21 protein-coding genes are annotated in these 24,289 nt (G+C 55.7%); 7 read left to right on the top strand and 14 right to left on the bottom strand.

The features are described from left to right. Positions 1 to 15: 15 nt before the first annotated feature. Together PEH01S_RS22845 and PEH01S_RS22840 are read right to left on the bottom strand one after the other, a co-directional pair. Complete coding sequence (locus PEH01S_RS22845; protein ID WP_127488228.1) at positions 16 to 954, bottom strand: carbohydrate ABC transporter permease; 939 nt, start codon at positions 952 to 954, stop codon at positions 16 to 18. A gap of 17 nt (positions 955 to 971) precedes the next feature. Beyond that, a complete protein-coding gene (locus PEH01S_RS22840) occupies positions 972 to 2,282 on the bottom strand; it encodes an ABC transporter substrate-binding protein (protein ID WP_127488226.1) in 1,311 nt (436 codons plus the stop codon). Positions 2,283 to 2,522: 240 nt separating this feature from the next. Here PEH01S_RS22840 and PEH01S_RS22835 point away from each other — a divergent pair, with 240 nt between their 5' ends. After that, positions 2,523 to 3,578, top strand: coding sequence for a LacI family DNA-binding transcriptional regulator (locus PEH01S_RS22835; protein WP_127488224.1), 1,056 nt, complete (start codon positions 2,523 to 2,525; stop codon positions 3,576 to 3,578). A gap of 39 nt (positions 3,579 to 3,617) precedes the next feature. Here the strand turns inward: PEH01S_RS22835 and nagA are convergent, their stop codons facing one another. The 4 genes from nagA to cls all read right to left on the bottom strand — a co-directional run bounded on the left by nagA (position 3,618) and on the right by cls (position 8,502). After that, on the bottom strand, positions 3,618 to 4,766 hold the full coding sequence (gene nagA, locus PEH01S_RS22830) for an N-acetylglucosamine-6-phosphate deacetylase (protein WP_127488222.1): 1,149 nt from the start codon (positions 4,764 to 4,766) through the stop codon (positions 3,618 to 3,620). A 34-nt stretch (positions 4,767 to 4,800) separates the two neighbouring features. Continuing rightward, complete coding sequence (locus PEH01S_RS22825) at positions 4,801 to 5,571, bottom strand: class I SAM-dependent methyltransferase (protein ID WP_127488220.1); 771 nt, start codon at positions 5,569 to 5,571, stop codon at positions 4,801 to 4,803. A 136-nt stretch (positions 5,572 to 5,707) separates the two neighbouring features. Beyond that, complete coding sequence (locus PEH01S_RS22820; RefSeq protein WP_025852262.1) at positions 5,708 to 6,730, bottom strand: S8 family peptidase; 1,023 nt, start codon at positions 6,728 to 6,730, stop codon at positions 5,708 to 5,710. A gap of 326 nt (positions 6,731 to 7,056) precedes the next feature. Then, positions 7,057 to 8,502, bottom strand: a complete 1,446-nt coding sequence (gene cls, locus PEH01S_RS22815; RefSeq protein ID WP_127488218.1) for a cardiolipin synthase — start codon at positions 8,500 to 8,502, stop codon at positions 7,057 to 7,059. 188 nt (positions 8,503 to 8,690) lie between these two features. Here cls and PEH01S_RS22810 point away from each other — a divergent pair, with 188 nt between their 5' ends. Beyond that, on the top strand, positions 8,691 to 9,254 hold the full coding sequence (locus tag PEH01S_RS22810) for a nitroreductase family protein (protein WP_127488216.1): 564 nt from the start codon (positions 8,691 to 8,693) through the stop codon (positions 9,252 to 9,254). A 92-nt stretch (positions 9,255 to 9,346) separates the two neighbouring features. Here the strand turns inward: PEH01S_RS22810 and PEH01S_RS22805 are convergent, their stop codons facing one another. Together PEH01S_RS22805 and PEH01S_RS22800 are read right to left on the bottom strand one after the other, a co-directional pair. Continuing rightward, positions 9,347 to 10,024 carry an MOSC domain-containing protein gene (locus PEH01S_RS22805; RefSeq protein WP_127488214.1) on the bottom strand — a complete coding sequence of 226 codons (678 nt, stop codon included), beginning with the start codon at positions 10,022 to 10,024 and terminating at the stop codon, positions 9,347 to 9,349. A gap of 122 nt (positions 10,025 to 10,146) precedes the next feature. After that, positions 10,147 to 11,448 carry an Nramp family divalent metal transporter gene (locus PEH01S_RS22800; RefSeq protein ID WP_127488238.1) on the bottom strand — a complete coding sequence of 434 codons (1,302 nt, stop codon included), beginning with the start codon at positions 11,446 to 11,448 and terminating at the stop codon, positions 10,147 to 10,149. 427 nt (positions 11,449 to 11,875) lie between these two features. On the opposite strand from PEH01S_RS22800, the gene PEH01S_RS22795 reads away from it, so the two are divergent. Further along, entirely contained in the window at positions 11,876 to 12,097 is a 222-nt protein-coding gene (locus tag PEH01S_RS22795; protein WP_051570582.1) for a hypothetical protein, read from the top strand. 78 nt (positions 12,098 to 12,175) lie between these two features. Here the strand turns inward: PEH01S_RS22795 and glgA are convergent, their stop codons facing one another. From glgA to glgB, 4 genes are all read right to left on the bottom strand, one after another. Further along, positions 12,176 to 13,621 carry a glycogen synthase GlgA gene (gene glgA / locus PEH01S_RS22790; RefSeq protein WP_127488211.1) on the bottom strand — a complete coding sequence of 482 codons (1,446 nt, stop codon included), beginning with the start codon at positions 13,619 to 13,621 and terminating at the stop codon, positions 12,176 to 12,178. A 139-nt stretch (positions 13,622 to 13,760) separates the two neighbouring features. After that, positions 13,761 to 14,870 (bottom strand): glucose-1-phosphate adenylyltransferase subunit GlgD, encoded by a 1,110-nt coding sequence (gene glgD, locus PEH01S_RS22785; RefSeq protein ID WP_025852250.1) that lies wholly within the window; start codon positions 14,868 to 14,870, stop codon positions 13,761 to 13,763. Between the two features lie 6 nt (positions 14,871 to 14,876). After that, positions 14,877 to 16,046: a glucose-1-phosphate adenylyltransferase gene (locus tag PEH01S_RS22780; protein WP_127488208.1), complete on the bottom strand. Its 1,170-nt coding sequence runs from the start codon at positions 16,044 to 16,046 to the stop codon at positions 14,877 to 14,879. After that, the gene (gene glgB, locus PEH01S_RS22775; RefSeq protein ID WP_174807161.1) at positions 16,039 to 17,979 is read right to left on the bottom strand and encodes a 1,4-alpha-glucan branching protein GlgB; all 1,941 of its coding nucleotides are present in this window, start codon (positions 17,977 to 17,979) and stop codon (positions 16,039 to 16,041) included. Before glgB ends, PEH01S_RS22780 begins: the two co-directional genes overlap by 8 nt. A 215-nt stretch (positions 17,980 to 18,194) precedes the next feature. Here glgB and PEH01S_RS22770 point away from each other — a divergent pair, with 215 nt between their 5' ends. From PEH01S_RS22770 to PEH01S_RS22760, 3 genes are all read left to right on the top strand, one after another. Continuing rightward, positions 18,195 to 19,322: a peptidylprolyl isomerase gene (locus PEH01S_RS22770; protein ID WP_127488204.1), complete on the top strand. Its 1,128-nt coding sequence runs from the start codon at positions 18,195 to 18,197 to the stop codon at positions 19,320 to 19,322. Between the two features lie 172 nt (positions 19,323 to 19,494). Continuing rightward, positions 19,495 to 20,358 (top strand): class I SAM-dependent methyltransferase, encoded by an 864-nt coding sequence (locus PEH01S_RS22765; protein ID WP_127488202.1) that lies wholly within the window; start codon positions 19,495 to 19,497, stop codon positions 20,356 to 20,358. A 3-nt stretch (positions 20,359 to 20,361) separates the two neighbouring features. Continuing rightward, positions 20,362 to 21,069: an RluA family pseudouridine synthase gene (locus PEH01S_RS22760; protein ID WP_127488199.1), complete on the top strand. Its 708-nt coding sequence runs from the start codon at positions 20,362 to 20,364 to the stop codon at positions 21,067 to 21,069. Between the two features lie 77 nt (positions 21,070 to 21,146). Here PEH01S_RS22760 and PEH01S_RS22755 read toward each other — a convergent pair whose 3' ends face one another. Continuing rightward, positions 21,147 to 22,418 (bottom strand): stalk domain-containing protein, encoded by a 1,272-nt coding sequence (locus PEH01S_RS22755; RefSeq protein WP_127488197.1) that lies wholly within the window; start codon positions 22,416 to 22,418, stop codon positions 21,147 to 21,149. 274 nt (positions 22,419 to 22,692) lie between these two features. Between PEH01S_RS22755 and PEH01S_RS22750 the strand changes: the two genes are divergently transcribed. Continuing rightward, entirely contained in the window at positions 22,693 to 23,061 is a 369-nt protein-coding gene (locus tag PEH01S_RS22750; protein ID WP_025852240.1) for a VOC family protein, read from the top strand. On the opposite strand, the gene PEH01S_RS22745 is transcribed toward PEH01S_RS22750, so the two are convergent. Then, entirely contained in the window at positions 23,058 to 24,236 is a 1,179-nt protein-coding gene (locus tag PEH01S_RS22745; RefSeq protein ID WP_127488195.1) for an oxalate decarboxylase family bicupin, read from the bottom strand. The genes PEH01S_RS22750 and PEH01S_RS22745 overlap by 4 nt on opposite strands. Positions 24,237 to 24,289 lie beyond the last annotated feature (53 nt).

Below are 24,289 nucleotides of genomic sequence, written 5' to 3'. Positions count from 1 at the left end.
TTCCGCAGCCTCCTCTCAATGCTCCCATTGGGACCGCCCCCACCTGAGCTGCAGCAGCGTCACCAGCAAAATAATCAACAGAAACACCGCCGCCATCGCCGAAGCGTAGCCCATATTCGAGTTGCCGAACGCCTGATCGTAGATGTTCAGCGCGAGCACCCGGGTTTCGTTGAACGGCTCCCCCTTGGTCATGACCTGGAATTGAGGGAACGCCTGAAAATACGAGACGACGGTCGTAACCGTCACGAACAGCGTCGAGCGGCTCAGCAGCGGCAGCGTGATATGCCGGAACATGTGCCACCGGCTCGCGCCGTCCAGCGTCGCCGCTTCGTAGTACATGTCGGGGATCGAATCGAGCCCGGCCATAAACAGCACGATATTGTAGCCGATGTCGGCCCACAGCGTCATGACAATGACCGACAGCAGCGCATAGTTCGGATCGCTTAGCCAATGCACCGGCGGGATGTGCAGCTTGCTCAGCACCAGGTTGAACAGGCCGTGATCGCTGAACATCGTCCCCCAGACGACGGCCGACCCGGAGAGCGGCGCGATCGCGGGCAGGAAAAAGACGGTGCGGAACACGCTGCGCAGCCGCCGCGACCGGACCCGGTGAATGCCTAGCGCGATCAGCAGCGTAATCGCAATGTTGACGACGACCGTGAATGCGACGAATTTGAACGTCACCCATAGCGATTTCAAGAAGATGGCGTCGTGAAACAGCCGAACATAATTGTCCAATCCGACAAATGGTGACTGGTCCGCCAGCGGGCTGAATTTGTAGAACGATAAGATCAGGCTCCAGACGATCGGAGCGAAGGCGAACAGGCCGAACAGCAGCAGAATCGGCGTCAAGGAAACGAAGGCGAACCGTTTTTCCTTGCGGTATTGGGCGGCTGCGCCGCTCCGGAGTACTCTGCCGCCGGGCTTGCTGGGTATACTAGAGCTGTTTTCCATCCCTGAACACTCCCGGTTTACTTGTGTTGATCTTGATTTTCGTTAACAGCCTTCTCGATCGCTTTCAATCCGTTTTCCACCGTTACCTTCCCGCTGACCATAAGCTGGAAATGATCGTTGATTTGCTTAAAGAAATAGTCCCGGTCCCAAATGAGACCGATCCATTGCCCGTGCGGCAGCAGGCCGACGGATGTCCTCATGAACGGGTTTTTGCTCACGAACTCCGGGTCCTCCGCGACCTCCTTCTTGGCCGGTACCGTAAAGGTGCCGAGGTTCCACGCCTTCAGATTTTCTTTCGACGAGAGGAATTGAATGAAGTCCCACGCTTCCTTGGACGCCTTGCTTTTCTTCGAGACGACCAGCCCCCACCCGGACTCGGCCGCAAAGGACGGCGGATTGTCGGTAAAGGACGGCACCGGCACGTATTCGAAATCTTTCGCCTTGTAATTGTCGAGACCCGCGGCAATCGTCCACGGTCCCCGGTAGGTCATCGCCGCCCCGCCCTTGAAGAAGTAGTCGGACGAATCGAGCTGTCCCCCGAAGGCCGTCAGATCGGTCACTTGATCCCGCACAACCAAATCCTTTAGCGCCGTCATCGCTTTGACCGCCTCGGGCGTCTGGAAATTGACATGGCCGTCGCTGGCCCAATACTTGCCGTTCTGCTGCAAAATCATCGACAGGAACGTAAATGTAATGTTGTCCCCCGAGATGAAATCGAACCCTTTCACCTTCATCCCGCTGCCGTCGCGCACCGTCAATGCCTTGGCGCTCTCGACCAGCTCTGTCCATGTCTTCGGCGGGTAAGCGAGTCCCTTGTCCTTGAACATTTGCGGATGCGCCAGCATACCTCCGTTCTCGATATTGAATTCGAGCGGAAGCCCGTACAGCTTGCCGTTCCACTTAAACCCGCCAAGCGGGGCCTCGTAGTACGCTTTGCCGGCCTCTTCGCCGCCGGGCACCTCCGACAGCAGGCCGTTCTTGGAATATTCCGGCACCCACGTGCCGAACACCTCGGCGATGTCCGGCGGATTTTGCGCGGAGAACGAAGCTTTCAGCTTTTGGTTATAAACGTCGTACGGGAAGCTTTGATAGCTGATTTCCACATTTGGATGCGCTTTCATGTAGCTGTCGATCAGCTTCTTGTAATTATCGTTGAATGCTTCCGCCTGATGGCTCCAAAACACCAGCTTCACTTTTGGGCCGTCTCCTCCGCCTGCATTGCCGTCACCTCCGCCCGACGCCGGCTCTTGCGAGCAGCCGGACAGTGCCACGGATACGCCCAGAGCGGCCAAAAGCGAAGCCTTAGTCAATCGTTGTGCGCCTTTCATTCGATTTCCCCTTTCTCATGATCGTCATCGTGGATTGGAATCGATTTCCTATCCAAAATGTACCGCTTTCATTGCGCAAAGTCAACAAATATTTTTCATTTATTTGCGGCAATTTTTGCAAAAATATATTTCGTTTTGCAGTGATCATTTCAGTTGACCTGACGCATCGTTTTGCGTAACATGAAAAGTAGAATTTGCGGCAAAATTTCATCAATATCCGATAAGAAGCGGGGTTACGTTATGCCAACACTGAAAGATATCGCGGACCGCGTCGGCGTGTCCGTCTCCACGGTGTCCCGCGTCTTGGCCAACGACGCCAACCGGACCGTGAATACCGCAACCAAGCAAAAAATATGGGACGTCGCCCGGGAGCTCGGCTATCAGATCAAATCGTCAGGCGACGACGGCAGAGCCGCCCGAGGCATTGGGTGTGTCGTGTCCACGCTTCAAAACCGCCACTATCACCCTTACTTCTCGGTCATCTGCGACGGCATCGAGAAGGAGCTGACCAGGCACGGCTATAAAATCGCCTTCACCTATACGCAGGAAGAGCTGAAAAAGCCGGAAATTTTGAAGCATGCCGTTCAGGACAGCCAGGTCGAGGGCATGATCGTCATCGAGGGCATCGAGGCCAAATTATACAACCATCTGAAAAAGCACATGCGCCATATCGTCGGCATCGACGTATCGGACCCCGACATTCCTACGATATCGTACGATCGGGTCGAAGCGGCGCGGCAGGCCGTTCATCATCTGATCGAGCAAGGCCACCGCGACATTTTGTTCATCGGAGGCACCGGACGATCCGGGAAATTCGAGAAGGAGAAGCGCTACCGGGGGTACCGGGCGGCTTTGGAGCAGGCGGGGCTGCCGATCCGCCCCCATCGGATCATCGACGCCGGATGGGAGCCGAATAACGCGTATCAGCTTATGCTGCGGTATTTGGACGAGCACGTCGAAGATTTGCCGACGGCGGTTTTTGCCGCAAGCGACATTATGGCGATGGCGGCGATGCGGGCGATTGCCGAGAAGGGCTACCGCATTCCGAGCGAGTTCGCGATCGTCGGATTCGACGATAACGAGCCGTCGCGATACACGATTCCGCCACTGTCCACGATCCACATTCCGACGTACGAGATCGGCGTCGTTGCCGCAAAAACGATGCTGCAATGCATCCGCGATCCGTACCCGCTGCCGATCAAAATTTTCGTGCCGTTCGAGCCGATGTTCCGTCAGTCGAGCGAATGGATTTTGCCGGGAGAAGCCCCTGCCAACAACAAAAGGACAGCCGAGTGAACTTCCGCTCGGTCTGTCCTTTTTGGATCAATCGCTTGTTTAGATCGCTTGGCCGTACACGAACTCGCCTTCGATCATCGTCCACCGGACGTTATAGTCCGCATCCAGCAGCGCCAAATCGGCGTCGGCGCCCGGCTCGATTCTCCCCTTGCCGCTCAAGCCAAGAATGCGGGCCGGCGTAGTCGAAGCCATCGCCACGGCTTCATGCAGCGGGATGCCCAGCTCTACCGTTTGGCGGAGCGCCATGTTCATCGTGACCGTGCTGGAGGCAAGCGAGCCGTCCTGCAGCCGGGCGACGCCGTCCTTCACTTCCACCTGATGACCGCCGAACAAGTACGTTCCGTCGCCAAGCCCCATCGCCTGAAGCGCATCGGTAATCAGCACCATGCCTTCCGGGCCTTTCACCCGGTGCATGAGCCGGACGATGGCCGGATGCAGATGGACGCCGTCGACGATCGCTTGCAAGCTGACGCGCTTGTCCTCAAGCGCAGCGACGATGAGGCCGGGCTCGCGGTGATGAATCGGCCGCATCCCGTTGAAGCAGTGCGTCATATGGCTGGCGCCCAGTGCGAACGCCTCCTTCGCTTCCTCGTACGTCGCGTCGGAGTGCGCCAGGGCAACGATGATTCCTTTGGCAGCCAAATGCGCCACGAGCTCTTTGCCGCCGGGAAGCTCGGGAGCGAGCGTCACCATCTTCATCAGTTCGCCCGTCTGCCGGAGGATCTCCTCCATTTCCGCGAGATCGGGATGCCGCAGGTAGCGCTCGTTTTGCATGCCTTTCCGCTTCGGATGCAAATAAGGGCCTTCCATATGGATTCCGGCAATTCGCGCTCCAGACTCATGACCGGCCACACGCCGCACGCTCTCGATCATCGCCAGAAGCTGCCCGATCGTCGAACTGACCGAAGTCGCCAGAAACGAAGTGCAGCCGGTCCTCGCGCAGGCGAGGGACACCGCTTCGACGCTCTCCGGCGTGCCGTCCATCATGTCGAACCCGTCCGCCCCGTGGATGTGGACGTCGATCATCCCGGGAATCAGCAGCCCGCCTTGGCCGTCGATGCCGTTCGGAGCCTCATGCCGCCCTTCCTTCACCTCGGCGATCCGCCCGTTCTCGACAAGCACGGAAGCCAGCGGCAGCACTTGATCGGCAAGCGCGACTCGAACATTCGTTATCCAATGGTTTGTCATAGGACGTACGACCTCCAGTATAATGGTATTCCAATCATGCCATGACTTTGACGGCCGTCAAAATAAACCGGCTGCACGTCACATCGATATAACCGTGTTTGCGGATATGGGCATGTATTTCTCTCAAGGGGGCCTCATACTTCCGTACGGAAAAATCCGGAATCTGCCAAGGGATTGCTTGAAGGTAATAAAGGATGGCTCCGATATCGTAAAACCTGGTCTTCGTCCGTTCCTCATCGCGGAATACGATGCGCAGCCCGGCGCGCTCCAGTCCTTCCGCCGCCACTTCAAGACGCCAATCGGCAAGCTCGAACGGCGGTGCGCCGAGCCAATCGTTGATTTCACAGTCGTTGTCTCCGCCGACCTGCTGCGTAAGGAACGTTCCGCCCGGCTTCAGGATGCGGGCGACTTCCTGCGGAGCGTACGACTCGTGACGGTTAATGACCAATTCAAATCGGGCGTCCTCCAAAGCAAGACGCTCGTCGTCTTTCACAGGCACGACAGGTACGCCAAGCGGCTTTAGCCGAGCCGCGGCAATCGGAATGTTCGGCTCGTAGCCTTCGGTTGCCACCGTATCGGCCGGAAGCGGCGCAAGCGAAGCGAGGAACTCTCCCCCGCCCGTACCCATGTCAAGCAGCGACCGCACGACGGGCAGCCGTTCCCGGACGTGAACGTAATAATTCCACCGAAGCGGAAACTCCCGCATTCTTCCCGTACCGGTAAGATGCGAAAAATCCCATCCGGCAAACGGCTGCTCGGTCTCGTTCAAGTAATATTCGAACTCGGTTGGAGCAGATTGAGCCATGTTTTTCACCTCCGTCAAGTTACGAAACAAAAAAATAGCGCCGCGCCACCGCAACGCCAAAGCGTACGACGGGCTTCGCTATTCATTATGGAGCAAATCTTCATTTTATTCAATGATTATAAAAATATTCTCCGCTCTAACGTGATAAAACCGGTTCACGTGTCTCAATCAGGCCGGAACGTTCAGAAGAAGCTGAGCATCTACCGGTCAAAATAAGTAAACCATTCCCTTCAAGCTTCGGGTCATTCCCAAGCGCATCGGTTCTTTTAATCAACTGCGCATAAATTTCCGGTTCCGTAAAGGGCCTTCCGAATTTTTGCTCGCACCAATTGATGAGCAGAGCCGCGGCCCCGGCCACATGCGGCGAAGCCATCGACGTCCCGCTAAGCTTGGCGTATGGGGGATTGGTATACGTGGACAAAATATTAACTCCCGGCGCCACGACATCAACTTCCAAATTTGTATTCGGAAAGCATGGGAATTTCCCGTCCAAACCGATGGCCCCTACCGACACCACTTCCGGGTAAGCGCCCGGGTAGCTAAATTCATCCCCAACGGGGCTGCAATCGCCTCCCCTGTTAAAATCCCCTTCGTTTCCTGCCGCGCAAACAACCAAGATGTCACTCAGTACCGCTTCTTGGACCGCCTTATGCAATTCAGGGTCATGTTCCGGTCCGCCCAAGGACATATTGACGACCCGGACCCGTTCGTTGTTGGGGCCTCTCCATGTCACGCAGTATCGCAAAGCTTGTGCAATGCTTTCATTGGTTGCGCCAAAGACGGTTTGACCGTTCCTCTGAAAACGTTTCATCACTTTTAAAATAAGCAATTTTGCCCCGGGAGCCACGCCCAGTACTCCGTTATTGTTTTCTGCTGCGGCTATCGTTCCGGCTACATGCGTGCCATGGCCGCTGTAATCCGTCACATCGTCCACGCCGCCTTCGCCCTGAGCAAAATTTTGCTTGCCGATAATCCGGTCTTTCAAATCGGGATGGTTCACATCGCAGCCACTGTCAATCACAGCCACGACGACGCCTGTTCCTTTCCTGCTCTCCTCCCAAATTTCCGGGGCTTGGATCATTTTCACGCCTTCCGGAATTTCATTGGCGGCAGTAAACGTAGATTCGACGGTAAACGGAATAAAGCTGAAATTTGGCATTTTTGGGTTTCCTCCATTTCATTTTTGTTTAACTTTCGTATGGAATCCGGGCTGTAATGTCCTCATTGTACATCCCTATTTTTTACAGAAAATTTCATTACTGGCTAACTCTTTAATAAATTTCTCATGAATTGCAGAAAGCTATACCCACTATAATTTTACCAAGCGTTTTCCCCAGTAGGGAGGCTGATTATAATCGTTAGTTTCTACAACTCAGGAGGCGCTTAGCGTAAAATTTTTCATGAAGCTGTTCCCGCCATAAAAAAACAACCCTGTGCCTGTCCGGAAGACAAGGCGCAAGGTTGCGGCGTATGCGATCAAACAAGCTATAAAATCGGCGACAGCAGCCGGGTGACCGACTCGCGCGCTCGATGAAATCGCGGACGGCTGTAATACCGCTCCAGCGTCAATTCCGTGCAGTGCTTCAAATCGTGCTCAAATATTTTTTTCAGCTTGGACGCGGTATTCCCCCCGTATATCAGAGCATTGACTTCAAAATTAAGCTTAAAGCTGCGGATATCGATGTTCGCCGTTCCGACGGAACCGACCTTGCCGTCCGCTACAATCGTCTTCGCATGAATGAAGCCCCGGTGATACAAATAACACTTGACGCCGACATCGAGCAGGTCGCCCAAATACGAGAACGACGCCCAATACACGATTTTATGATCCGGCACGGCGGGAAGCATAATTTTGATGTCGACTCCGGATAACGCAGCCATTTTTATCGCGTTAAGCAGGCTTTCGTCGGGAATGAAGTACGGCGTCTGCAAATAAACGGACTCCTTGGCGGAGTTGATCACTTTGATATATGCGTTCTTGATCTGCTCCCGGTCGTTATTGGGCCCGCTCGACAAGATTTGCACCCCGGCATCCCCTTCGTGAGGCGGCAGCGGGAAATACTCCTCGATCGGGTTCAGCTTAATCCGCGAAGCCAGGTTCCAGTCCATAATGAACTGCGCCTGCATCTGGAGGACGGAGCTTCCTTCGATGCGCAGATGCGTATCCCGCCACGGGCCGAACCGCGAGTCCAGCCCCAGATATTCGTCCCCGACGTTAAAGCCGCCGATGTATCCGCACGTTCCGTCGATAATCGCCAGCTTCCTGTGATTCCGGAAGTTCAGCCGCATGTTCACATACGGAATGCGGGACGGGAAAAAGGCGGATGCCTGCCCGCCCGCCGCCAGAAGCGGCTTGAAGAAATGCTTGGATAGTCCCGCGCAGCCGATATCGTCGTATAAAAAACGAACCTCCACGCCTTCCTTCGCCTTGTCGCTGAGCGCGGCGATCAGCCTCCGGCCCAGTCCGTCGTCCCGGACGATGTAATACATTAGATGAATGTGATGCTTCGCCCCGGCGATCGTCTCGAAGAGCGAATCGAATTTGCGGTTGCCTTCCGTAAAAATATCGATCCGGTTATCCTGCGTAAAAAAGGCGTAGCCGTTCTGCAAATTCATATAGATCATGTCGTGGTAATCGGCCATAACCGGATCGTGGTATTCGATCCTGCGCCTAGCGACCGCTTCAATCTGCTTCTCGACCAGCAGCGCCATGTTGTGCAGCTGCGCTTCCTGCGCTTTATAAATTTTGCGCTTGCTGAGGTTTTGCCCGAATAGCAAATAGGCGACGAATCCGATCCCCGGCAAAAACAGCAGGACCATCAGCCACGCCCACGTGACTCCGATATTTCGTCGCTCCAGGAAGATGACGGCAAACGCAAACATGATGTTGATAAACGAAAGCACGAAGTATAAATTTCCGAAGATGTTCAACCTGCCAGCCACCTTTTTTGCTGCCCAGCGGACCTTATGGTTCTCTCATTGTAGCATTGGACCTTGACATAGGCAACCGGGTAGGGAGCGGACGCTGCGGATTGAAAACCTATCGGAAAAAGCATACAATAAGCGTTGATCATCATTCATTCTATCATTAATCGGACCGGTTGGGAGGAACGGAACTCATGAATCATACGATTGCGGAAGCGCTGCGCCGCCGTAGAGCCGTGCGCAATTTTCAAGCCCGCGAAGTCGAAACGGAAAAGATCGAACAGCTGCTGGAGGCCGCGACTTCGGCGCCGAACGACCGGCTTCGAGAGCCGTGGCACTTCTATGTGGTGCGTGGCGAGGCCAAGGAACGCTACACTGAGCTGGCGCTTACCTTCCTGCAGGAGCGCTTCCCTACGAAGCCCGAGCTGATCGAGGCTTCCATGACGGCGGTCCGGAACACGCCGCTTCTTATCGTTGTCGCGTCGGATATTGTGCCGGGCGACGCGGAAGCGTCCGAGGACAACGAATATGCCGTCGCCTGCGCCATCCATTCCATGTGGCTGGCCGCCGGCGAGCTTGGCCTGGGGATGGTTTGGAGAACCCGGGGCGTCGGCTTGGTCCGGGACGAACGGCTTCGCCGCTTTGTAGGCGCGACGGAAGGGCAAAAAATCATAGCCACGCTATGCGTCGGCTACCCCGAAGGCGAAGCTGCTCCGACGAAGCGGACGCCGTTCGCGGATAAAACGACGTGGCTGTGAGCCGAATCGCAAAAAAGGACGTGTCCCATGCTGTTTATCATATGTGGACACGTCCTTTTTTCATGGAGCCGAAGCCGCCGGATTCCGGTTTATTAGGCTTGGCCGGTCAACCGTTCCTTTGTATCGGTTTGGATGCCGCCCAGCCGTTTCTCGAACGTTTTGCGCCAGCTGTCGGACAATTGATCAACGGCCAGCATGGCACGCATTCCTTCTGCGTTGTGCTTCTCATGATGCATAATGCGGTTGGCGAACGCCACCGTTCTGCCGTGCGGATGACGCTCCAGCAAGATTAGCTCGTCTCCTGCGGCAACGTTTCCTTCCTGCAGCACCCGGAAGTAATAGCCGGTATAGCCGGTGTTCTGCACCCAGAGCGGCAGCTTGGGCTCGCCGTATTTGACCGACAGCTTGAAGCAAGGCTGCCGCGGCTGGCTGACTTGCAGAACCGCGCCGCCCACCCGAAACGTATCCCCGATACAGAGATCGTCTTCCAGCAAGCCCTGCGTCGTCAGATTTTCTCCGAATGCGCCGTAGTGCAGCTCTCTTCCGAGCTGCTTGGACCAATAAGCATAATGCTCGTAAGGATAGACGCACACCGCTTTATCAATACCCCCGTGATGCACAAGATCCGCCTGCCCGTCCCCGTCGAAATTCAAGGAAGAGAGGAACACCTCGCCCGCAACCGGATGCTTATATATGCCCGTGGACACTTCCTTTTTCTCAAACGAAACGGATTGCGGCTTGCCCACATTGAGAGAAACAATCTTGCTCATCTTTTATTCCAGCTCCTGCCATCGAAAATTGCATTATTCTTTCCACTATACAGGAAAATATGCCGGTATAAAAGAACCAATTAGAGCGTAATGTAGAGCATCCAATTCCCACTCCCAAGCGGTCAGCCCGCGAACGTTTCGTAGAGCAGGTAAATGTTCAAAACGGCGATAAAGATCGCGACGATCCAGGATAAGACCGTCAACCATGGAGCGTTAACGAACTCGCCCATTTTCTTCTTGTCGCTCGTAAACTTCACGAGCGGGATGACGGCGAACGACAATTGGAAAGATAAGATCACCTGGCTGAGAATGAGCAGCTTCGCCGTCCCGCTCTCTCCCGCAATCGCCGTGACGATGACGGCAGGGATGATCGCAATCAGCCGCGTGATCAAGCGGCGCAGCCATGATGGCATCCGGAAGTTGAGGAAGCCTTCCATGACGATCTGTCCGGCCAGCGTCCCGGTTAACGTCGAGTTTTGTCCGGAAGCCAGCAGCGCTACGCCGAACAAAATGCTTCCGAGGGCAGTTCCCAGCAGCGGCGTCAGCAGCTGATAGGCGTCGTTGATTTCCGCCACTTCGGTTAAGCCCGCCCGGTGAAAGGTCGCAGCCGATAAGATCAGAATGGCCGCATTAATGAAAAGCGCGAAAAATAAGGCGATGGTCGAGTCCCAAGTGGCGTATTTGATTGCCTGCCGCTTCCCGGCCGTCGTCTGCTCGAATTGCCGCGTCTGAACGACCGACGAATGAAGGTACAAGTTATGCGGCATCACGGTTGCTCCCAAAATGCCGATGGCAATGTACAGCATCGCCGGATTGGTCACAATCTCCGCCGTCGGAACGAATCCGCGGGCAATGCCGCCGATGTCCGGCTTGGACAAAAAGATTTCGACCGCGAAGCAGGCGCCGATCGTCGCAATCAGCACAATTACCAACGTTTCGATGTAGCGGAAGCCTTTGTTTTGCAGCAGCAGCACGAGAAGCACGTCCAGCACGGTGATCATGACGCCGTACAGCAGTGGGATGCCGAACAGCAGCTGCAGCGCAATGGCGGAGCCGATCACTTCGGCCAGATCGCACGCCGCAATGGCCAGCTCGCACAGCACCCACAGCATCATCGATACCGGCTTGCTGTAATGGTCGCGGCACGCTTGAGCGAGATCCCGTCCGGTGACGATGCCGAGCTTCCCGGCAAGCGCCTGCAGCAGGATCGCCATCAGATTCGAGATCAGAATAACCGACAGCAGCGAGTAACCGAACAAGGAGCCTCCGGCAATATCCGTCGCCCAGTTTCCCGGGTCCATGTACCCTACGGCGACCAAATAACCGGGTCCGGCAAAGGCAAGAAACTTTTTGATCCAGCTTCCGCTCGTCGGGATTTTCAAGGAACGGTATACTTCAGGCAGCGAATGCTGTGTTCTTTCCAATCTCCAGCCGCTGCCGTTCTCCTTACGCTCTTTTCTTTTTGCTCTCGGGCTTTGTTCGATTCTTGTTTGTACACCCAGTTCTTCGTTCATGATCCACACCTCAATCCGTCTATAGTCCAGCAACAAGATGCCCCAGTCAAAAAATGATGTCATCATCTAACATTCATGTCCCGGGCTAAATTTGTTGTCCTAGCGCAACTTTTAGGGTAAAAAAATAGTCTTTGAAATAATATTCAGATTAAAATAATTCTATACTAAAAATTTTACTCGTCTATTCGTTTTCGTCAAGAATTATTTTTTAGATGGCGCGGCGGGAATAAAACCTGAACTGAGAATCTAGCGGGAATACATCCGCGCAGCGGCGCATATCGTAGGAACGGCGTTCCATCGCGGAGCGACCATCGATAGCGAAGGGTTGGATGAGACAATGTGGGAAAGCGTGCTTAAAAAAGATCAGTTCGAGATTCGGATGAATCCGGCGTACAAGTCGATCCTGCTTCAGGTTTCGGACACGGCGGGATCGGAAGGCAGGCCGGCGCTGGTGCTGAACCAGGCCGAGCTGTTCGAACTGATGCACGCCTTTCTGGCGATTAACCGCTCCTTTAACCGGGAGACCATGTACTATGAAGAAGGCCCGGACGGTGCCTGATTTAAAAAAAGAGGAAGGCCGGGTACGCACACAAGGTGCTGCCCGGCCTTCGCTCTATTCGGGAAGATGCTGGTTTGTTCACTGCCCAACGTCGGATGTAACCGCCAATTGACGGTACAAGTCGGCATATTGCTGAGCTGATCTGCGCCAGCTGAAATCTTTTTTCTTGATGTTGTTCATCAGATTCGTCCACACTTCCGGCTCCCGGTATAACCGGACGGCGCGTTCGATCGTATACAGCATGTCATGGGCGTTATAATTCGCAAAGCTGAAGCCGGTCCCTTCCCCGGTCGTTTCGTTATAGGGCATCACGGTATCCCGCAGCCCGCCGGTTTCGCGGACGATCGGGACGGAGCGGTACCGCATCGCGATCAGCTGGCCAATCCCGCACGGCTCGAACAACGAGGGCATCAAGAACAGATCCGACCCGGCATAAATTTGGCGGGCCAGCGCTTCGTCGAATAAAATTTGCGCCGACAGCTTGTCCGGAAACGCGCCAGCGGCCCAGCGGAACAGGTCCTCGAACCGCGGCTCTCCGGTCCCCAGCACGACCCACTGCGCATCAAGCGCCATCAGCTCGGCGATCACCCGGTCAATAAGCGCAAGCCCTTTCTGGTCGACCAGACGCGTCACCAGCGCGATCAACGGCACGTCCTTGTCGGCCGGCAAGCCCAGCCGCTCCTGCAGCTTCAGCTTGTTCGCCTGCTTTTTCGCATAAGAATCTCGGTAGTTGACCTCCAGATGCGGGTCCGTCATCGGATCGAATTCCTCGTAATCGATTCCGTTCAAAATGCCTTGCAGCCGGCCGCTTTGGCTCCGCAGCAGCCCGTCGAGAAGCTCCCCGTAATACGGCGTCTGGATTTCTTCCGCATACGTCGGGCTGACGGTCGTAATATAATCCGAGTACAGCAAGCCGCCCTTCAGGAAGCTCGCTCCGCCGTGCATCTCCAGCGCATACCCGTGCAGATGCTCCTCGCCCAGAGCAAAATAGTCCTGGAACTGCTCCTTGCCGAAGACGCCCTGGTATTTCAGGTTATGAATCGTAACGATCGTTTTGAGATGGGAGTACAACGGCTGATGGCTGAAATGCGCCCTGTACAGCACCGGAATCATGCCGGCCTGCCAGTCGTGGCAGTGAAGCAGGTCCGGCATATACTCGATATGCGGCAGCGCGTCAAGGACCGCGCGGCAGTAGAAAGCGAACCGCTCCGCATCGTCACCGTAGCCGTAGCAGCCCTTGCGCCGAAAATAATACTCGTTGTCGATAAAATAAAACGTAATTCCCTCGTGCTCCAGCTTTTGAATGCCGCAGTACAAGTTTCTCCAGCCCATCCGGAGAGTAAAGGAAGTGACGGTTTCCATCCGTTCGGTGAAACGTGCCGGAATGTCCTCGTACTTGGGCAGGATGACCCGGACGTCGATCCCCTGCTTCGCCAGCTCCTTGGGCAGCGAGCCGATGACATCGGCAAGTCCTCCCGTTTTGACAAAAGGTACGGCTTCTGACGCGGCAAATAACACTTTCATGGCTTCCTCTCCCTCCTTTTAAAATCCGGTGAATCAACAGAGCGCTTCGGGAGCGGGCCGATCCTCCTTCCATCCTGGCCTGACGCTTCTCCGGAATGATTCCGCCCGCTCCGCTTGTTTTTCACCGGTATCTACACGATTAAATCACCTTCGTCTTCGAAGCGATAAACGGTGCCTGCTTATCGCCGGTCAGCACGCGGCCGCGGCTGATAAATACGTCTTTATCCAATATGGCATTTTCGATAATGACATTTTCTTCGATCTCGCAGTTTTGCAGAATGATGCTGTTTTTGACGTACGCGCCTTTACGGATTTTGACCCCGCGGAACAAGATACTGTTCTCCACCTTGCCTTCAATGATGCAGCCGTTGGCGATCAGCGAGTTGCGGGCATGGGCGTTCTCGGCGTAGCGCGCCGGCGGTTCGTCTTTGACCTTCGTATAAATCAGGTTCTTCTGGAAGAACAGCTCGCGCCATAGTTTCGGATTGAGCAGCTGCATGCTGTGCTTGTAATAGCTTTGGATCGTGTTCACTATGCCAGTATGGCCTTCGTGAAGGTAGCCGTAAACGCCCAGCTTGTCGACATTCTTCATAATCCCGTCGCGGACGAGATGATCGTAGCCTTGGGCGAGGCAAGATTCAACCATATCGAGCAGCAGCTCTTTGCTCATAACGTACATTTCCATCGACACGTTGTCGGTGCGCAGCCGCCCCGAATGGTCTTCGATCAGCGTCACTTTGCCGTCTTCCTTCACGGCCATCCGGCGGAAGGAGGCGCATTCGTCGTTGTCCGACTTTTTGTAGACGACCGTGACATCGGCGCCCTTCTCCAAATGGTAATCCAGCACGGCGTTGTAGTCGATATTGCAGACGATATGGCTGCGCGAGATGACCACATAATCCTGCCGGCCGCGGTAAAAGTAATCGCGGTGGCTGTAGAACTGGAACAGGTCGCCCCGCGCCAGTCCGGTGTCCCCGTGCAGAACGGCGGGCAGGATAAACAATCCGCCGCGTTTGCGGTCCAGGTCCCATTCTTTTCCGGACCCGAGATGGTCCATCAGGGACCGGTACTTATGCTGTGTGAATACGGCGACATTCTCAATGCCCGAATTTACCATATTAGACAGTGCAAAATCGATCAGCCGGTACCTCGCGCCGAACGGCACCGACGCGACGCACCGGGAGTAGGTCAGCTCCTCCAAATCGTCCCGCTCGTTGACCAGATTGATTACGCCCATCATTCGCTTCATGCGGCTTCACCCTTTCCCAGAGGCACTAGTGGTCCTGCCGATACGCTCGTTGCTGCCGATCAACACGATATCCCCGCCGCCGTCCCCCTCCGGCTGACCGATAACGCACCCATCTTCCACGACCGTACCTTCGCCAATAATCGCTTTATGGATGCTCACGTTGCTGCCGATCGTCACGTTCGGCATAATGACGGAATCCCGGATGACCGTGCCCTCGCCGACCTGCACGCCGTAGAACAGCACGGAATGATCGACTTCGCCGAACACGCAGCAGCCTTCATTGATCAGCGATCGCCGTACCTGCGCCGTCGGAGCCACGTACTGCCCGGGCTGGCACGGATTGACCGAATAAATGCGCCACTCCCGGTCGTTCAGATTAAATTCGGGCTCATCCTCCAGCAGATCCATATTGGCCTCCCACAAGCTCTGGATCGTTCCGACGTCCTTCCAGTAACCTTCAAACGGGTACGCAAAGAGCGGCCGCCCGTCGCGCAGCATTAGCGGAATGACGTCTTTGCCGAAATCCTTGCTCGATTCGGGGTCGGCTTCATCCTTGATCAAATATTCCTTGAGCGCCTGCCAATTGAATATATAAATGCCCATCGAAGCCAGGTTGCTCTTCGGCTCCTTCGGCTTTTCGGCGAATTCGGTAATCCGGTTCCCGTCATCCGTGCTCATCAGGCCGAAGCGGCTTGCTTCCTCCCACTTCACTTCGATGACGGCGATCGTGCAGTCGGCCCCTTTGCTTTTATGGAAATCGAGCATCCGGTCGTAATCCATTTTGTAAATATGGTCGCCGGAGATGACCAGCACGTACTCCGGGTCAAACTGTTCGATGAACGAAATGTTGCGGTAGATCGCGTTGGCCGTTCCCTTATACCAATCGCCGCCGCTTTGCTCCATATAGGGAGGCAGCACCGTCACGCCGCCGCTCTTGCGGTCCAAATCCCACGGCGAGCCGATTCCGATATACGTGTTCAGCACCAGCGGCTGGTACTGTGTCAGGACGCCGACCGTATCGATGCCGGAGTTCGTGCAGTTGCTGAGGGTAAAATCGATGATCCGGTATTTTCCGCCAAAATGTACCGCCGGCTTCGCCAGCTTGCTGGTCAAGACGCCTAAACGCCTTCCTTCCCCGCCGGCCAGCAGCATCGCCACACACTCTTTTTTACGCATCGGCTTTCCCCTTCCTCGTCGTCGCTTTGGGACGCTTGCGTTTGATTTTAACCGGCTTGAAGATGACGGCTGCCAGCGGAGGCAGCGAAATATGCAGGCTGTCTTGCCGGTCGTGCCACGGGACATCTTCCGTCCGCAGCCTGCCCTCGTTCAGCTTGCCGGAACCGCCGTATTCGCCTGCGTCGCTGTTGAACAGCTCCACGTACTCTCCGGCGAACGGAACGCCGATCCGGTACTTTGCATGATACACAGGCGTAAAGTTGCAGACGATCACCAGCACGTCCTCCGGGTTGCCGGAGCTGCGCATAAAGGTCGTCACGCTCTGGCGCTGGTCGTGGGGATCGATCCAGGCGAACCCCTCCGGCTGATGGTCCAGCTCCCATAGCGCCGGTTCGCGCAGATACAGTCGGTTCAGGTCGCGGACGTACCGGTGCATGCTGCGGTGGCTGTCGTAGCCGAGCATCTCCCAATCCAGATCCTCCAGATCCTTCCATTCGTCGAACTGTCCGAATTCGCCGCCCATGAACAGCAGCTTTTTGCCCGGATGGCCCATCATATAGCCGAAGAGCACCCGCAAATTCGCGAACTTCCGCCAATAATCGCCGGGCATTTTGTTGAGCAGCGATTTTTTGCCGTGCACCACTTCGTCGTGCGACAGCGGCAGCACATAATTCTCGGAGAAGGCGTACATGAAGCTGAACGTCAGCAGACCGTGACTTCCGGGGCGGAAATACGGGTCTGTCTCCATATACTTCAGCATGTCGTTCATCCAGCCCATGTTCCACTTGTAGTTGAACCCGAGGCCCCCGTCGTCCACCGGCGCCGTCACAAGCGGCCAGGCGGTCGAATCTTCGGCCATCATCAGCGCATCCGGATAACAAGCGAATACCGTACGGTTCAATTTTTTCAGGAAAGCGATCGCCTCGAGATTCTCGTCTCCCCCATTGACGTTCTTGATCCATTGGTCGCGCGGCTTGCCGAAATTCAAATAAAGGAGGCTCGCGACCGCATCGACGCGCAATCCGTCAATATGATACATATCCATCCAGAACAGCGCGTTCGAGATCAGAAAGCTGACGACTTCCGGCTTGGAAAAATCGAAAGCGAGCGTGCCCCATTCGGGCTTCTCGGCCAAGGCGGGATCGCTGTGCTCATAGAGCGGCTGGCCGTCGAACTGCCGCAGACCGTGCTCGTCTTTGACGAAATGGCCCGGCACCCAGTCCATAATGACGCCGATCCCTGCCCGGTGGCAGCAGTCGACGAAATACATGAAATCTTTCGGCGTGCCGAAGCGGCTGGTGACCGAATAATAGCCGGTGGCCTGGTAGCCCCAGGACCGGTCGTAAGGATGTTCGGCAAGCGGAAGCAGCTCGATATGGGTATACCCCATCTCTTTCACGTAATCGACCAGTTCGCTTGCGAGTTCGCGGTAGGAATAGCAGGCGCCGTCAGGCTTTTTTTTCCAGGTACCCAGATGCACTTCATAGATGTTTAACGGGGAGCGGTAAACGGATTGGGACGCTTTGCGCGCCTGCCATTCCTGGTCGGTCCATTCGTAGCCGTCCAGAGAGCAGATACGCGAAGCCGTTCCCGGCTTGAGCTCGGACCAGAACGCATACGGATCGGCTTTATACAGCAGCGTTCCGGCAGAGGTGACGATTTCGTATTTGTAATACTCTCCTTCCCGGACGCCGGGCACGAACAGCGACCAGACGCCCCAGGTACTGACCTTTTGCATCGTATGACCCGAGCCGTCCCAGCAATTGAAGTCGCCGACCACCCGGACCTCGCGGGCGTGAGGGGCCCAGACGGCGAAGCGGACGCCGCGTTCCCCCTCCGACTCGGCCAGATGGGCGCCAAGCATCCGGTAGCTTCGGAATAAATTGCCTTCATGGAACAGATACAAGTCCTCCGGACCGGGGATCAAGCTCATCACGTTCCGTTCATCCCCCTTTTTGACGATTGTTTCTGTCTCTACTTACACAAATACTACGCGCTTGAATAAATTCCTTTCTGAAAAGTGCAAATTCTTCATGAATTCAGAATTTGGCAAAAACGGCGGCGACCCGAAAAAAAGATGAAAAAAAGGATTTTGCTCCCCTTTGTGGAAGTAGTAAGCACACCACAAGGGAGAGGATGGATTAACGTATGAATGACAAGCTGAAAGGTTTGGCGCTGGGCCTATCGCTGGGCGTCATGCTGACGGGGTCGGTCGCCTATGCGAGCGGCACTCAAATTGAGGTATATTTTAAGCAGCTCAAATATATGTTCGACGGTGTGGAGAAAAAACCGACCGCCGAGCAGGGGCAAGGTTTCATCTATAACGGCACCACCTACGTGCCGCTCCGGTTCGTCAGCGAAGCGCTCGGCAAGGAAGTAAGCTGGGACGAAGACAGCGGAACGATCTGGGTCGGCAAAAAAGGCGATCCGAACGCCGTCGTCGCGACCTACAAGGGCGGGCAAATCACATGGGGCGAGCTCAATAAGTCCGCTGCGGTCATGCGCTTGCTGAACAATACGGGAGAGGTCGACGAGGATTTCCTGAAGCTGATGATCGGCTACAAAGTATTGGCTGGACGAATTACCGCCGAGCAGAAAGCCGCCCTCCCTGCTGAAGTCGACAAAGAATACACAGAAATGAAAAAATACTTGTCCGAGTGGCAGCAAACCGAGGACTTTACCTCCTTGCTGGCCAAAGAAGGATTAAACGAGCAGGATATCCGCGACTATCTCGGCCTCTATATCGCCGCCGGCCAGGCGCTTTCCGCCCAAGTGACCGACGCGAAGCTGAAAGAAGCCTACGATGCGGCCATTGCAGCGAAAAACGGCGAGTTCGTAAAAGCATCCGTACGGCATATTTTGATCGGCTTCGAGGACTCCGCAGGCAAAGAGCGCTCGAAGGACGACGCCAAGAAGCTGGCGCTCGAAATTGCGGCGAAGCTGAAAAACGGCGAGGATTTCGCCGCATTGGCCAAGCAGTATACCGAAGACCCGGGCTCCAAAGATTCGGGCGGGCTGTATGAGAACCAGCCGGTAACGGACTGGACCGAAGCGTTTAAGAAAGCGGCTGTCGAGCTGGAGCTGAACAAGATCAGCGAGCCGGTCGAAACGGAGTACGGCTACCACATCATGCGCGTCGAAGCCCGTTCCACGCAAACCTTTGACGAAGTGAAGGACGAGCTGAAGAATGACGCGATGACCAAAGCCTACGGTACGTTCGTAGATCAGGAGCTGCCGGGCCTCATCGAGAAGCTGGACCTGCCTAAACAGAAGTAGTCCATTCTGTAGGAAAATCGCACATTCCACACAAGCCGGAGCGCTCTTTCGGGGCGTCTCCGGTTTTTTGCGTCCGCCCGTTGGATTCGTCCGCCGGAATCGTGTAAAATGTTGAAGATGCCGAATGGGCAATGCTGAGACTGGAAATCAAATTAAAGGATGGTCGCTACTTATGTTTGCAGCACAAGATTGGAAAGATTACGAACTGATCGACACCGGAGGCGGCGAGAAGCTGGAACGCTGGGGCAGCATCGTCCTGCGGCGTCCCGATCCGCAAATTATTTGGCCGCTGCCCAAGGAGACCGGCGTATGGCGCGGAGCCGATGCCCATTACCACCGGAGCTCCAGCGGAGGCGGAAGCTGGGAATACCGGAAGGATATTCCCGAGCGCTGGACGATCTCTTACCGCGGGCTGTCGTTTCATATTAAACCGACCGGCTTCAAGCACACCGGCCTGTTCCCGGAGCAAGCCGTCAACTGGAGCTGGATGATGGATAAAATCCGCAGCGCCGGCCGGCCGATCCGTGTGCTGAATCTGTTCGCTTACACCGGCGGCGCTTCCGTCGCCTGCGCCTCGGCAGGCGCCGAGGTATGCCATGTCGATGCGTCCAAGGGCGTCGTGCAGTGGGCCAAAGAAAATCTGCAGCTGTCCGGTCTCGGGGACCGTCCGGTGCGCTTCATTACGGACGACGTATTCAAATTCGTCCAGCGCGAGCAGCGCCGCGGCAGCAAATATGATGCCATTATTATGGACCCTCCATCGTACGGACGCGGACCGAACGGCGAGACCTGGAAGCTGGAGACGAACCTGTACCCGTTTGTGGAAACGTGCATGAGCATTTTGACGGACAAGCCTTTGTTCTTTCTCATCAATTCGTATACGACGGGCATCTCCGCCACGGTGCTCCACAACGTACTTGCGCTATCACTCGGCCGGAGCCATGGCGGAACGATCACATGCGGCGAGATCGGCCTGCGGATTACGGCGTCGAAGCTGATGCTGCCGTGCGGCATCCTCGGCCGCTGGGAGGCTTAACGTATGGGCGGCTCTCATCCGCACGTGCCGGTGCTGTACGAGGACAATCACGTGATCGTCGTCGTTAAGCCGCCGAACGTTCCGACGCAGGAGGACGCGTCCCGGGACCCTGACCTATTGACGCTGATCAAAGCCGATCTGAAGGAGCGGCACCGGAAGCCGGGCAACGTGTATCTCGGTTTGGTCCACCGGCTTGATCGGCCGGTAGGAGGCGTTATGGTATTCGCCAAAACCTCCAAGGCGGCCTCCCGGCTCTCCGATGCGGTCCGTACGCGCGCGATCCGCAAGGTGTACATAGCTGTCGTTAACGGGAGGCCCAAAGAGCCCCAAGGAACGCTGCGGCATCATTTGCTGAAAGATACGAAAACCAATAGGGTATCCGTCGTTCCCGCTTCGAAGACCGGCGCCAAGGAGGCGGTACTCGATTACCGCGTCCTGTCCGGCCGGGACGGCTTATCGCTCGTGCAGGTCGAGCTGCACACCGGACGGCCGCACCAAATCCGCGTCCAGTTTGCAGCCATCGGCTGCCCGCTCGTTGGCGATCAGCGGTACGGCGGTGCTCTGGCGAAGCCCGGGCAGCAGATCGCGCTTTGGTCGACCCTGCTCGAATTCACGCATCCGGTCACGCAGGAAGCGCTCCGCTTTACGTCGGAGCCGCCTGGAGCCTTTCCTTGGCTGCTCTGGGACCTCAAAGCCGCAGGGGCGGTATAAGCGTTGTGAAATGCGACAAACCTCCGAAACCACGACTCAGGTGGTGACGGAGGTTTTGCTTTTTCCATAGAAGGTCTTTATTTTGTCTTGATATACACCGTCTGGGCCGCCTGGTCCCAGCTTACTTCGCTGCCAAGGGCTTCGCTGATGAAGCGCACCGGCACCATCGTGCTGGAATTGACCAGCTGCGCCGGAACTTCCAGCGGCTTCACGGTCCCGTTCACCGTCGGCTGAGTGCTGCCGATTTGCAGGTAGATCGTCGTGCCGCCTTTGGTAGCCGTTACCGAGCGCTCGGTCTCATTCCAGGAAATCACCGCGCCGAGCCGCTCGAAAATCGCACGCATCGGCACCAGTACGCTGCCGTCCTTGTTGACCGGAGGCTGCTCGAAGGTTTGAAGCTCCCCGTCAATCATCACCTTGATGGCATCGAAGCTAATGTAGAGCGGCTTGATCTCCAGTGCCCCGCCGAAATGCCGCTTGCGGAGCGCCATAATTTCCTCCAGGGAATCGGCGCGCTGGCGCAGCACCTTCTTCACCGTCGTATCGCGAAGCGCCGTCAGCTCTTGAATGGTGTTCTTTTGCGTTTTTTCCAAAGAAGCGACGGCCTTGTCGCGGATCTCCTGCAGGTCTTTTTCGCCATCGGTCAAGATTTTATTGATTTTCTCCTCCGCTTCCGCCCGCGATAAATTTCCGAGGCGGTACTTCGACATCGTGCTGCCGGAGTAATTCTCGTTCGATTCGTTATGAAGCTCCCACATCTTGCTGCCGGAATAGTTCGGGTTCATTTCGTTGGAAAAGTCCCACATGGTGCTGCCCGAATAATTAGGATTGTTCTCGTTATGGTATTTCCACATGAGCGCGGAGCTGTAATTTTCATTGATCTGCGTAGCGAAGTTCCAATGCGTGCTCGACGAATAGTTCTCGTTGTTGCCCGTCGCATATTTCCATAATGCCCCAGACGAGTAATTCGGGTTGATTTCCCGCTTGTACGCGCTTAACGCGTCGCGATAGCTGCTGCCGCTGTATTGCTCGGCCAAACTTTTATGATCCTTATCCAGCAGCGTCGTCAAGTAATCCAGATCCTCTTCGAGCAGCTTATCCAACGTGCGCTGTTCTCTATGAATTTGCTCGTAGAACGCATCGTAAGCCGCTGTCGATTTCTTTTTGTCTTCCTCGTACATCCCCCGGTATTTCGCTTCCAGCCGTTCATACCGATCCTCGATCTCCTGGATGAACGACTTGTCGTAGCTTGCCGCATATGCCTGAGGCACGGTGCTTGCCGGGATGACGTTCGCAACCGCAAAACCGGCCAGCAGCGCCATCGTCATCATGGTGTTTTTCTTTGTCATAGAGTTCCTCCTGCTTGTAAGTATGTAAGGTATGGCATACAGGAGCATGAACTTCGATAGATGGAATGCATTTCCTTCTTTTCTTTTAAAAAATGAATCGATCGACCCATCCGGCCGGCCGCTTTATCCTACGTTAGTTTCACTTCGATTGAATAGAGAAAGCTCATTTACCTAAGAACAAATGTTTGTTATGATGGTGGAATAGTATTCCAAATCTATAAAGACCGGGTAGCTTCCAGCCGCACCGCAGGTCCTAAGGAGGCTTCATTATCCTATGCTAGAACGTTTAGAGCATATGCAAATTCCCGTCCGCAACGTGAAAGAGGCGGTTCAGTGGTATACGCATCATCTCGGATTCCGCTTGGAGGAGCTGACGGAAGGAAGGCACGCCTTTCTAACCTTGCATTCCGGTCCGATGCTGATGCTGTGGGAAACGCCGGAGGAAACGCACGCCAATTTCACAGTCCGCGGAGAAACGATGCCGGTGCTGCTGTATCGTACGTCGGATATTCATACTCTTTACGACAAGCTGCATGCTGCAGGCACGCGAATTGCTTTTTACAAGGACGAAGGGTTCGGGTGGGTACTGAAATTTTACGATCCGAGCGGAAACCTCTGGGGCGTCATACAGCCAAACGCTTAAAACCTCGGGTATTTGACGACCGGCCACTTTTCCTTTCGCAACGCTCCCAGCAGCTCGGGACCGACGTGCAAAGTGTCCTGAATCAGCTCGCCCGGCGTCAGCGCCATCCACTGGTTTAGCGACACATCGGCGAAGCGCGGGCTCTTGAACATTTCCAGAAACCACAGCGTGTCGCTGCCGGTATTCTGGATATAATGGCCGAAAGCGGCGGGCACGTAGCCTACATCGCCGGCTCTGTAATCGAACGTGCGGGCTGTGCCGTTCGCGGCGAATGCGGTCATCCGGCCCTGACCCGTAAGATAATATTGCCATTCGTCGCTATTCGGGTGCCAGTGCAGCTCCCGCATGCCTCCCGGTTCAATCTCTACCAGCGCGGCGGCAATAGCCACGGAGACCGGAAAATTGCTGGAATCCACGATGCGCGCCGTTCCGCCCGGCGTCCGGATCGGCTCCTGCGCAAGCAGCCTGTACGTGAAGCTCTGCGGGACGGTACCGTACGGATCGGGAACCTGCTGCGTCGGGATCGGACCCGGGACCGGGGCCTGGTACATGTAGCGCTGCTGTTTCGGAATATGGGCAAAAGCGCCTTCGGGCACGCCGAAGTTCGCGGCCAGCACGTCCTTTGGCGTATGCGCCAGCCAATCGGAGATGGTGAACGTATCGTTCTCGGAGAAGCTGCCGTTATCGAACACGAGCAGAAACTCGCAGCCTTCCTCCAGCCCCTGGATCGAATGCGGGATGCCGGGAGGAAAATACCACAGATCACCGGCGCCCACATCGGCAATAAAATTCCGCCCGTTCTGATCGACCGCAGTGATGCGCGCTCTGCCGATGATGACGAACGCCCATTCCGCCTCTTTATGCCAATGCAGCTCCCGCACGCCTCCCGGCGTCAACCGCATATTAACCCCCGCGATCGTTGTCGATACGGGCAGCTCTCTTACCGTCACTTCCCGGGACCATCCGCCATGCTCCAGCCGCATGTGGGTATCGGAGAATGAAAATTTCAGATTCGGAACCGTGCCGGCGTCGGTTACCGGAGGAACCAGCATGTTCGGATTCTCCAGATCCCGCAGCACATCCCGCGGTCCAGGATCGGTTGCGCCTGCCCCATCCTCCCTAATCGGCTGCGGCACATACGCATAGCCGCGATGCTCCGAAGTTCGTCTATCCATCGAACACACTCCTTTGCTTCCGAATCGAATCCGTCGACGTTCGTTTGCCCCAG

This window comes from Paenibacillus ehimensis NBRC 15659, from assembly GCF_004000785.1.
Lineage (GTDB): Bacteria > Bacillota > Bacilli > Paenibacillales > NBRC-103111 > Paenibacillus_G > Paenibacillus_G ehimensis.
Note: the sequence above shows the minus strand (reverse complement) of the source record. Positions and strands in the feature narration are given on the sequence as shown.

Coding starts and splice junctions, on each gene's coding strand:
- glgB (WP_174807161.1), bottom strand. CDS start 17,979: ATGAGCTTGATCCCCGGTCCGGAGGACTTGTATCTGTTCCATGAAGGC.
- nagA (WP_127488222.1), bottom strand. CDS start 4,766: ATGACAAACCATTGGATAACGAATGTTCGAGTCGCGCTTGCCGATCAA.
- PEH01S_RS22835 (WP_127488224.1), top strand. CDS start 2,523: ATGCCAACACTGAAAGATATCGCGGACCGCGTCGGCGTGTCCGTCTCC.
- PEH01S_RS22805 (WP_127488214.1), bottom strand. CDS start 10,024: ATGAGCAAGATTGTTTCTCTCAATGTGGGCAAGCCGCAATCCGTTTCG.
- glgD (WP_025852250.1), bottom strand. CDS start 14,870: ATGAAGCGAATGATGGGCGTAATCAATCTGGTCAACGAGCGGGACGAT.
- PEH01S_RS22840 (WP_127488226.1), bottom strand. CDS start 2,282: ATGAAAGGCGCACAACGATTGACTAAGGCTTCGCTTTTGGCCGCTCTG.
- PEH01S_RS22755 (WP_127488197.1), bottom strand. CDS start 22,418: ATGACAAAGAAAAACACCATGATGACGATGGCGCTGCTGGCCGGTTTT.
- PEH01S_RS22820 (WP_025852262.1), bottom strand. CDS start 6,730: ATGCCAAATTTCAGCTTTATTCCGTTTACCGTCGAATCTACGTTTACT.
- PEH01S_RS22795 (WP_051570582.1), top strand. CDS start 11,876: ATGTGGGAAAGCGTGCTTAAAAAAGATCAGTTCGAGATTCGGATGAAT.
- PEH01S_RS22760 (WP_127488199.1), top strand. CDS start 20,362: ATGGGCGGCTCTCATCCGCACGTGCCGGTGCTGTACGAGGACAATCAC.
- PEH01S_RS22750 (WP_025852240.1), top strand. CDS start 22,693: ATGCTAGAACGTTTAGAGCATATGCAAATTCCCGTCCGCAACGTGAAA.
- PEH01S_RS22845 (WP_127488228.1), bottom strand. CDS start 954: ATGGAAAACAGCTCTAGTATACCCAGCAAGCCCGGCGGCAGAGTACTC.
- PEH01S_RS22825 (WP_127488220.1), bottom strand. CDS start 5,571: ATGGCTCAATCTGCTCCAACCGAGTTCGAATATTACTTGAACGAGACC.
- PEH01S_RS22770 (WP_127488204.1), top strand. CDS start 18,195: ATGAATGACAAGCTGAAAGGTTTGGCGCTGGGCCTATCGCTGGGCGTC.
- glgA (WP_127488211.1), bottom strand. CDS start 13,621: ATGAAAGTGTTATTTGCCGCGTCAGAAGCCGTACCTTTTGTCAAAACG.
- PEH01S_RS22765 (WP_127488202.1), top strand. CDS start 19,495: ATGTTTGCAGCACAAGATTGGAAAGATTACGAACTGATCGACACCGGA.
- PEH01S_RS22780 (WP_127488208.1), bottom strand. CDS start 16,046: ATGCGTAAAAAAGAGTGTGTGGCGATGCTGCTGGCCGGCGGGGAAGGA.
- PEH01S_RS22745 (WP_127488195.1), bottom strand. CDS start 24,236: ATGGATAGACGAACTTCGGAGCATCGCGGCTATGCGTATGTGCCGCAG.
- PEH01S_RS22810 (WP_127488216.1), top strand. CDS start 8,691: ATGAATCATACGATTGCGGAAGCGCTGCGCCGCCGTAGAGCCGTGCGC.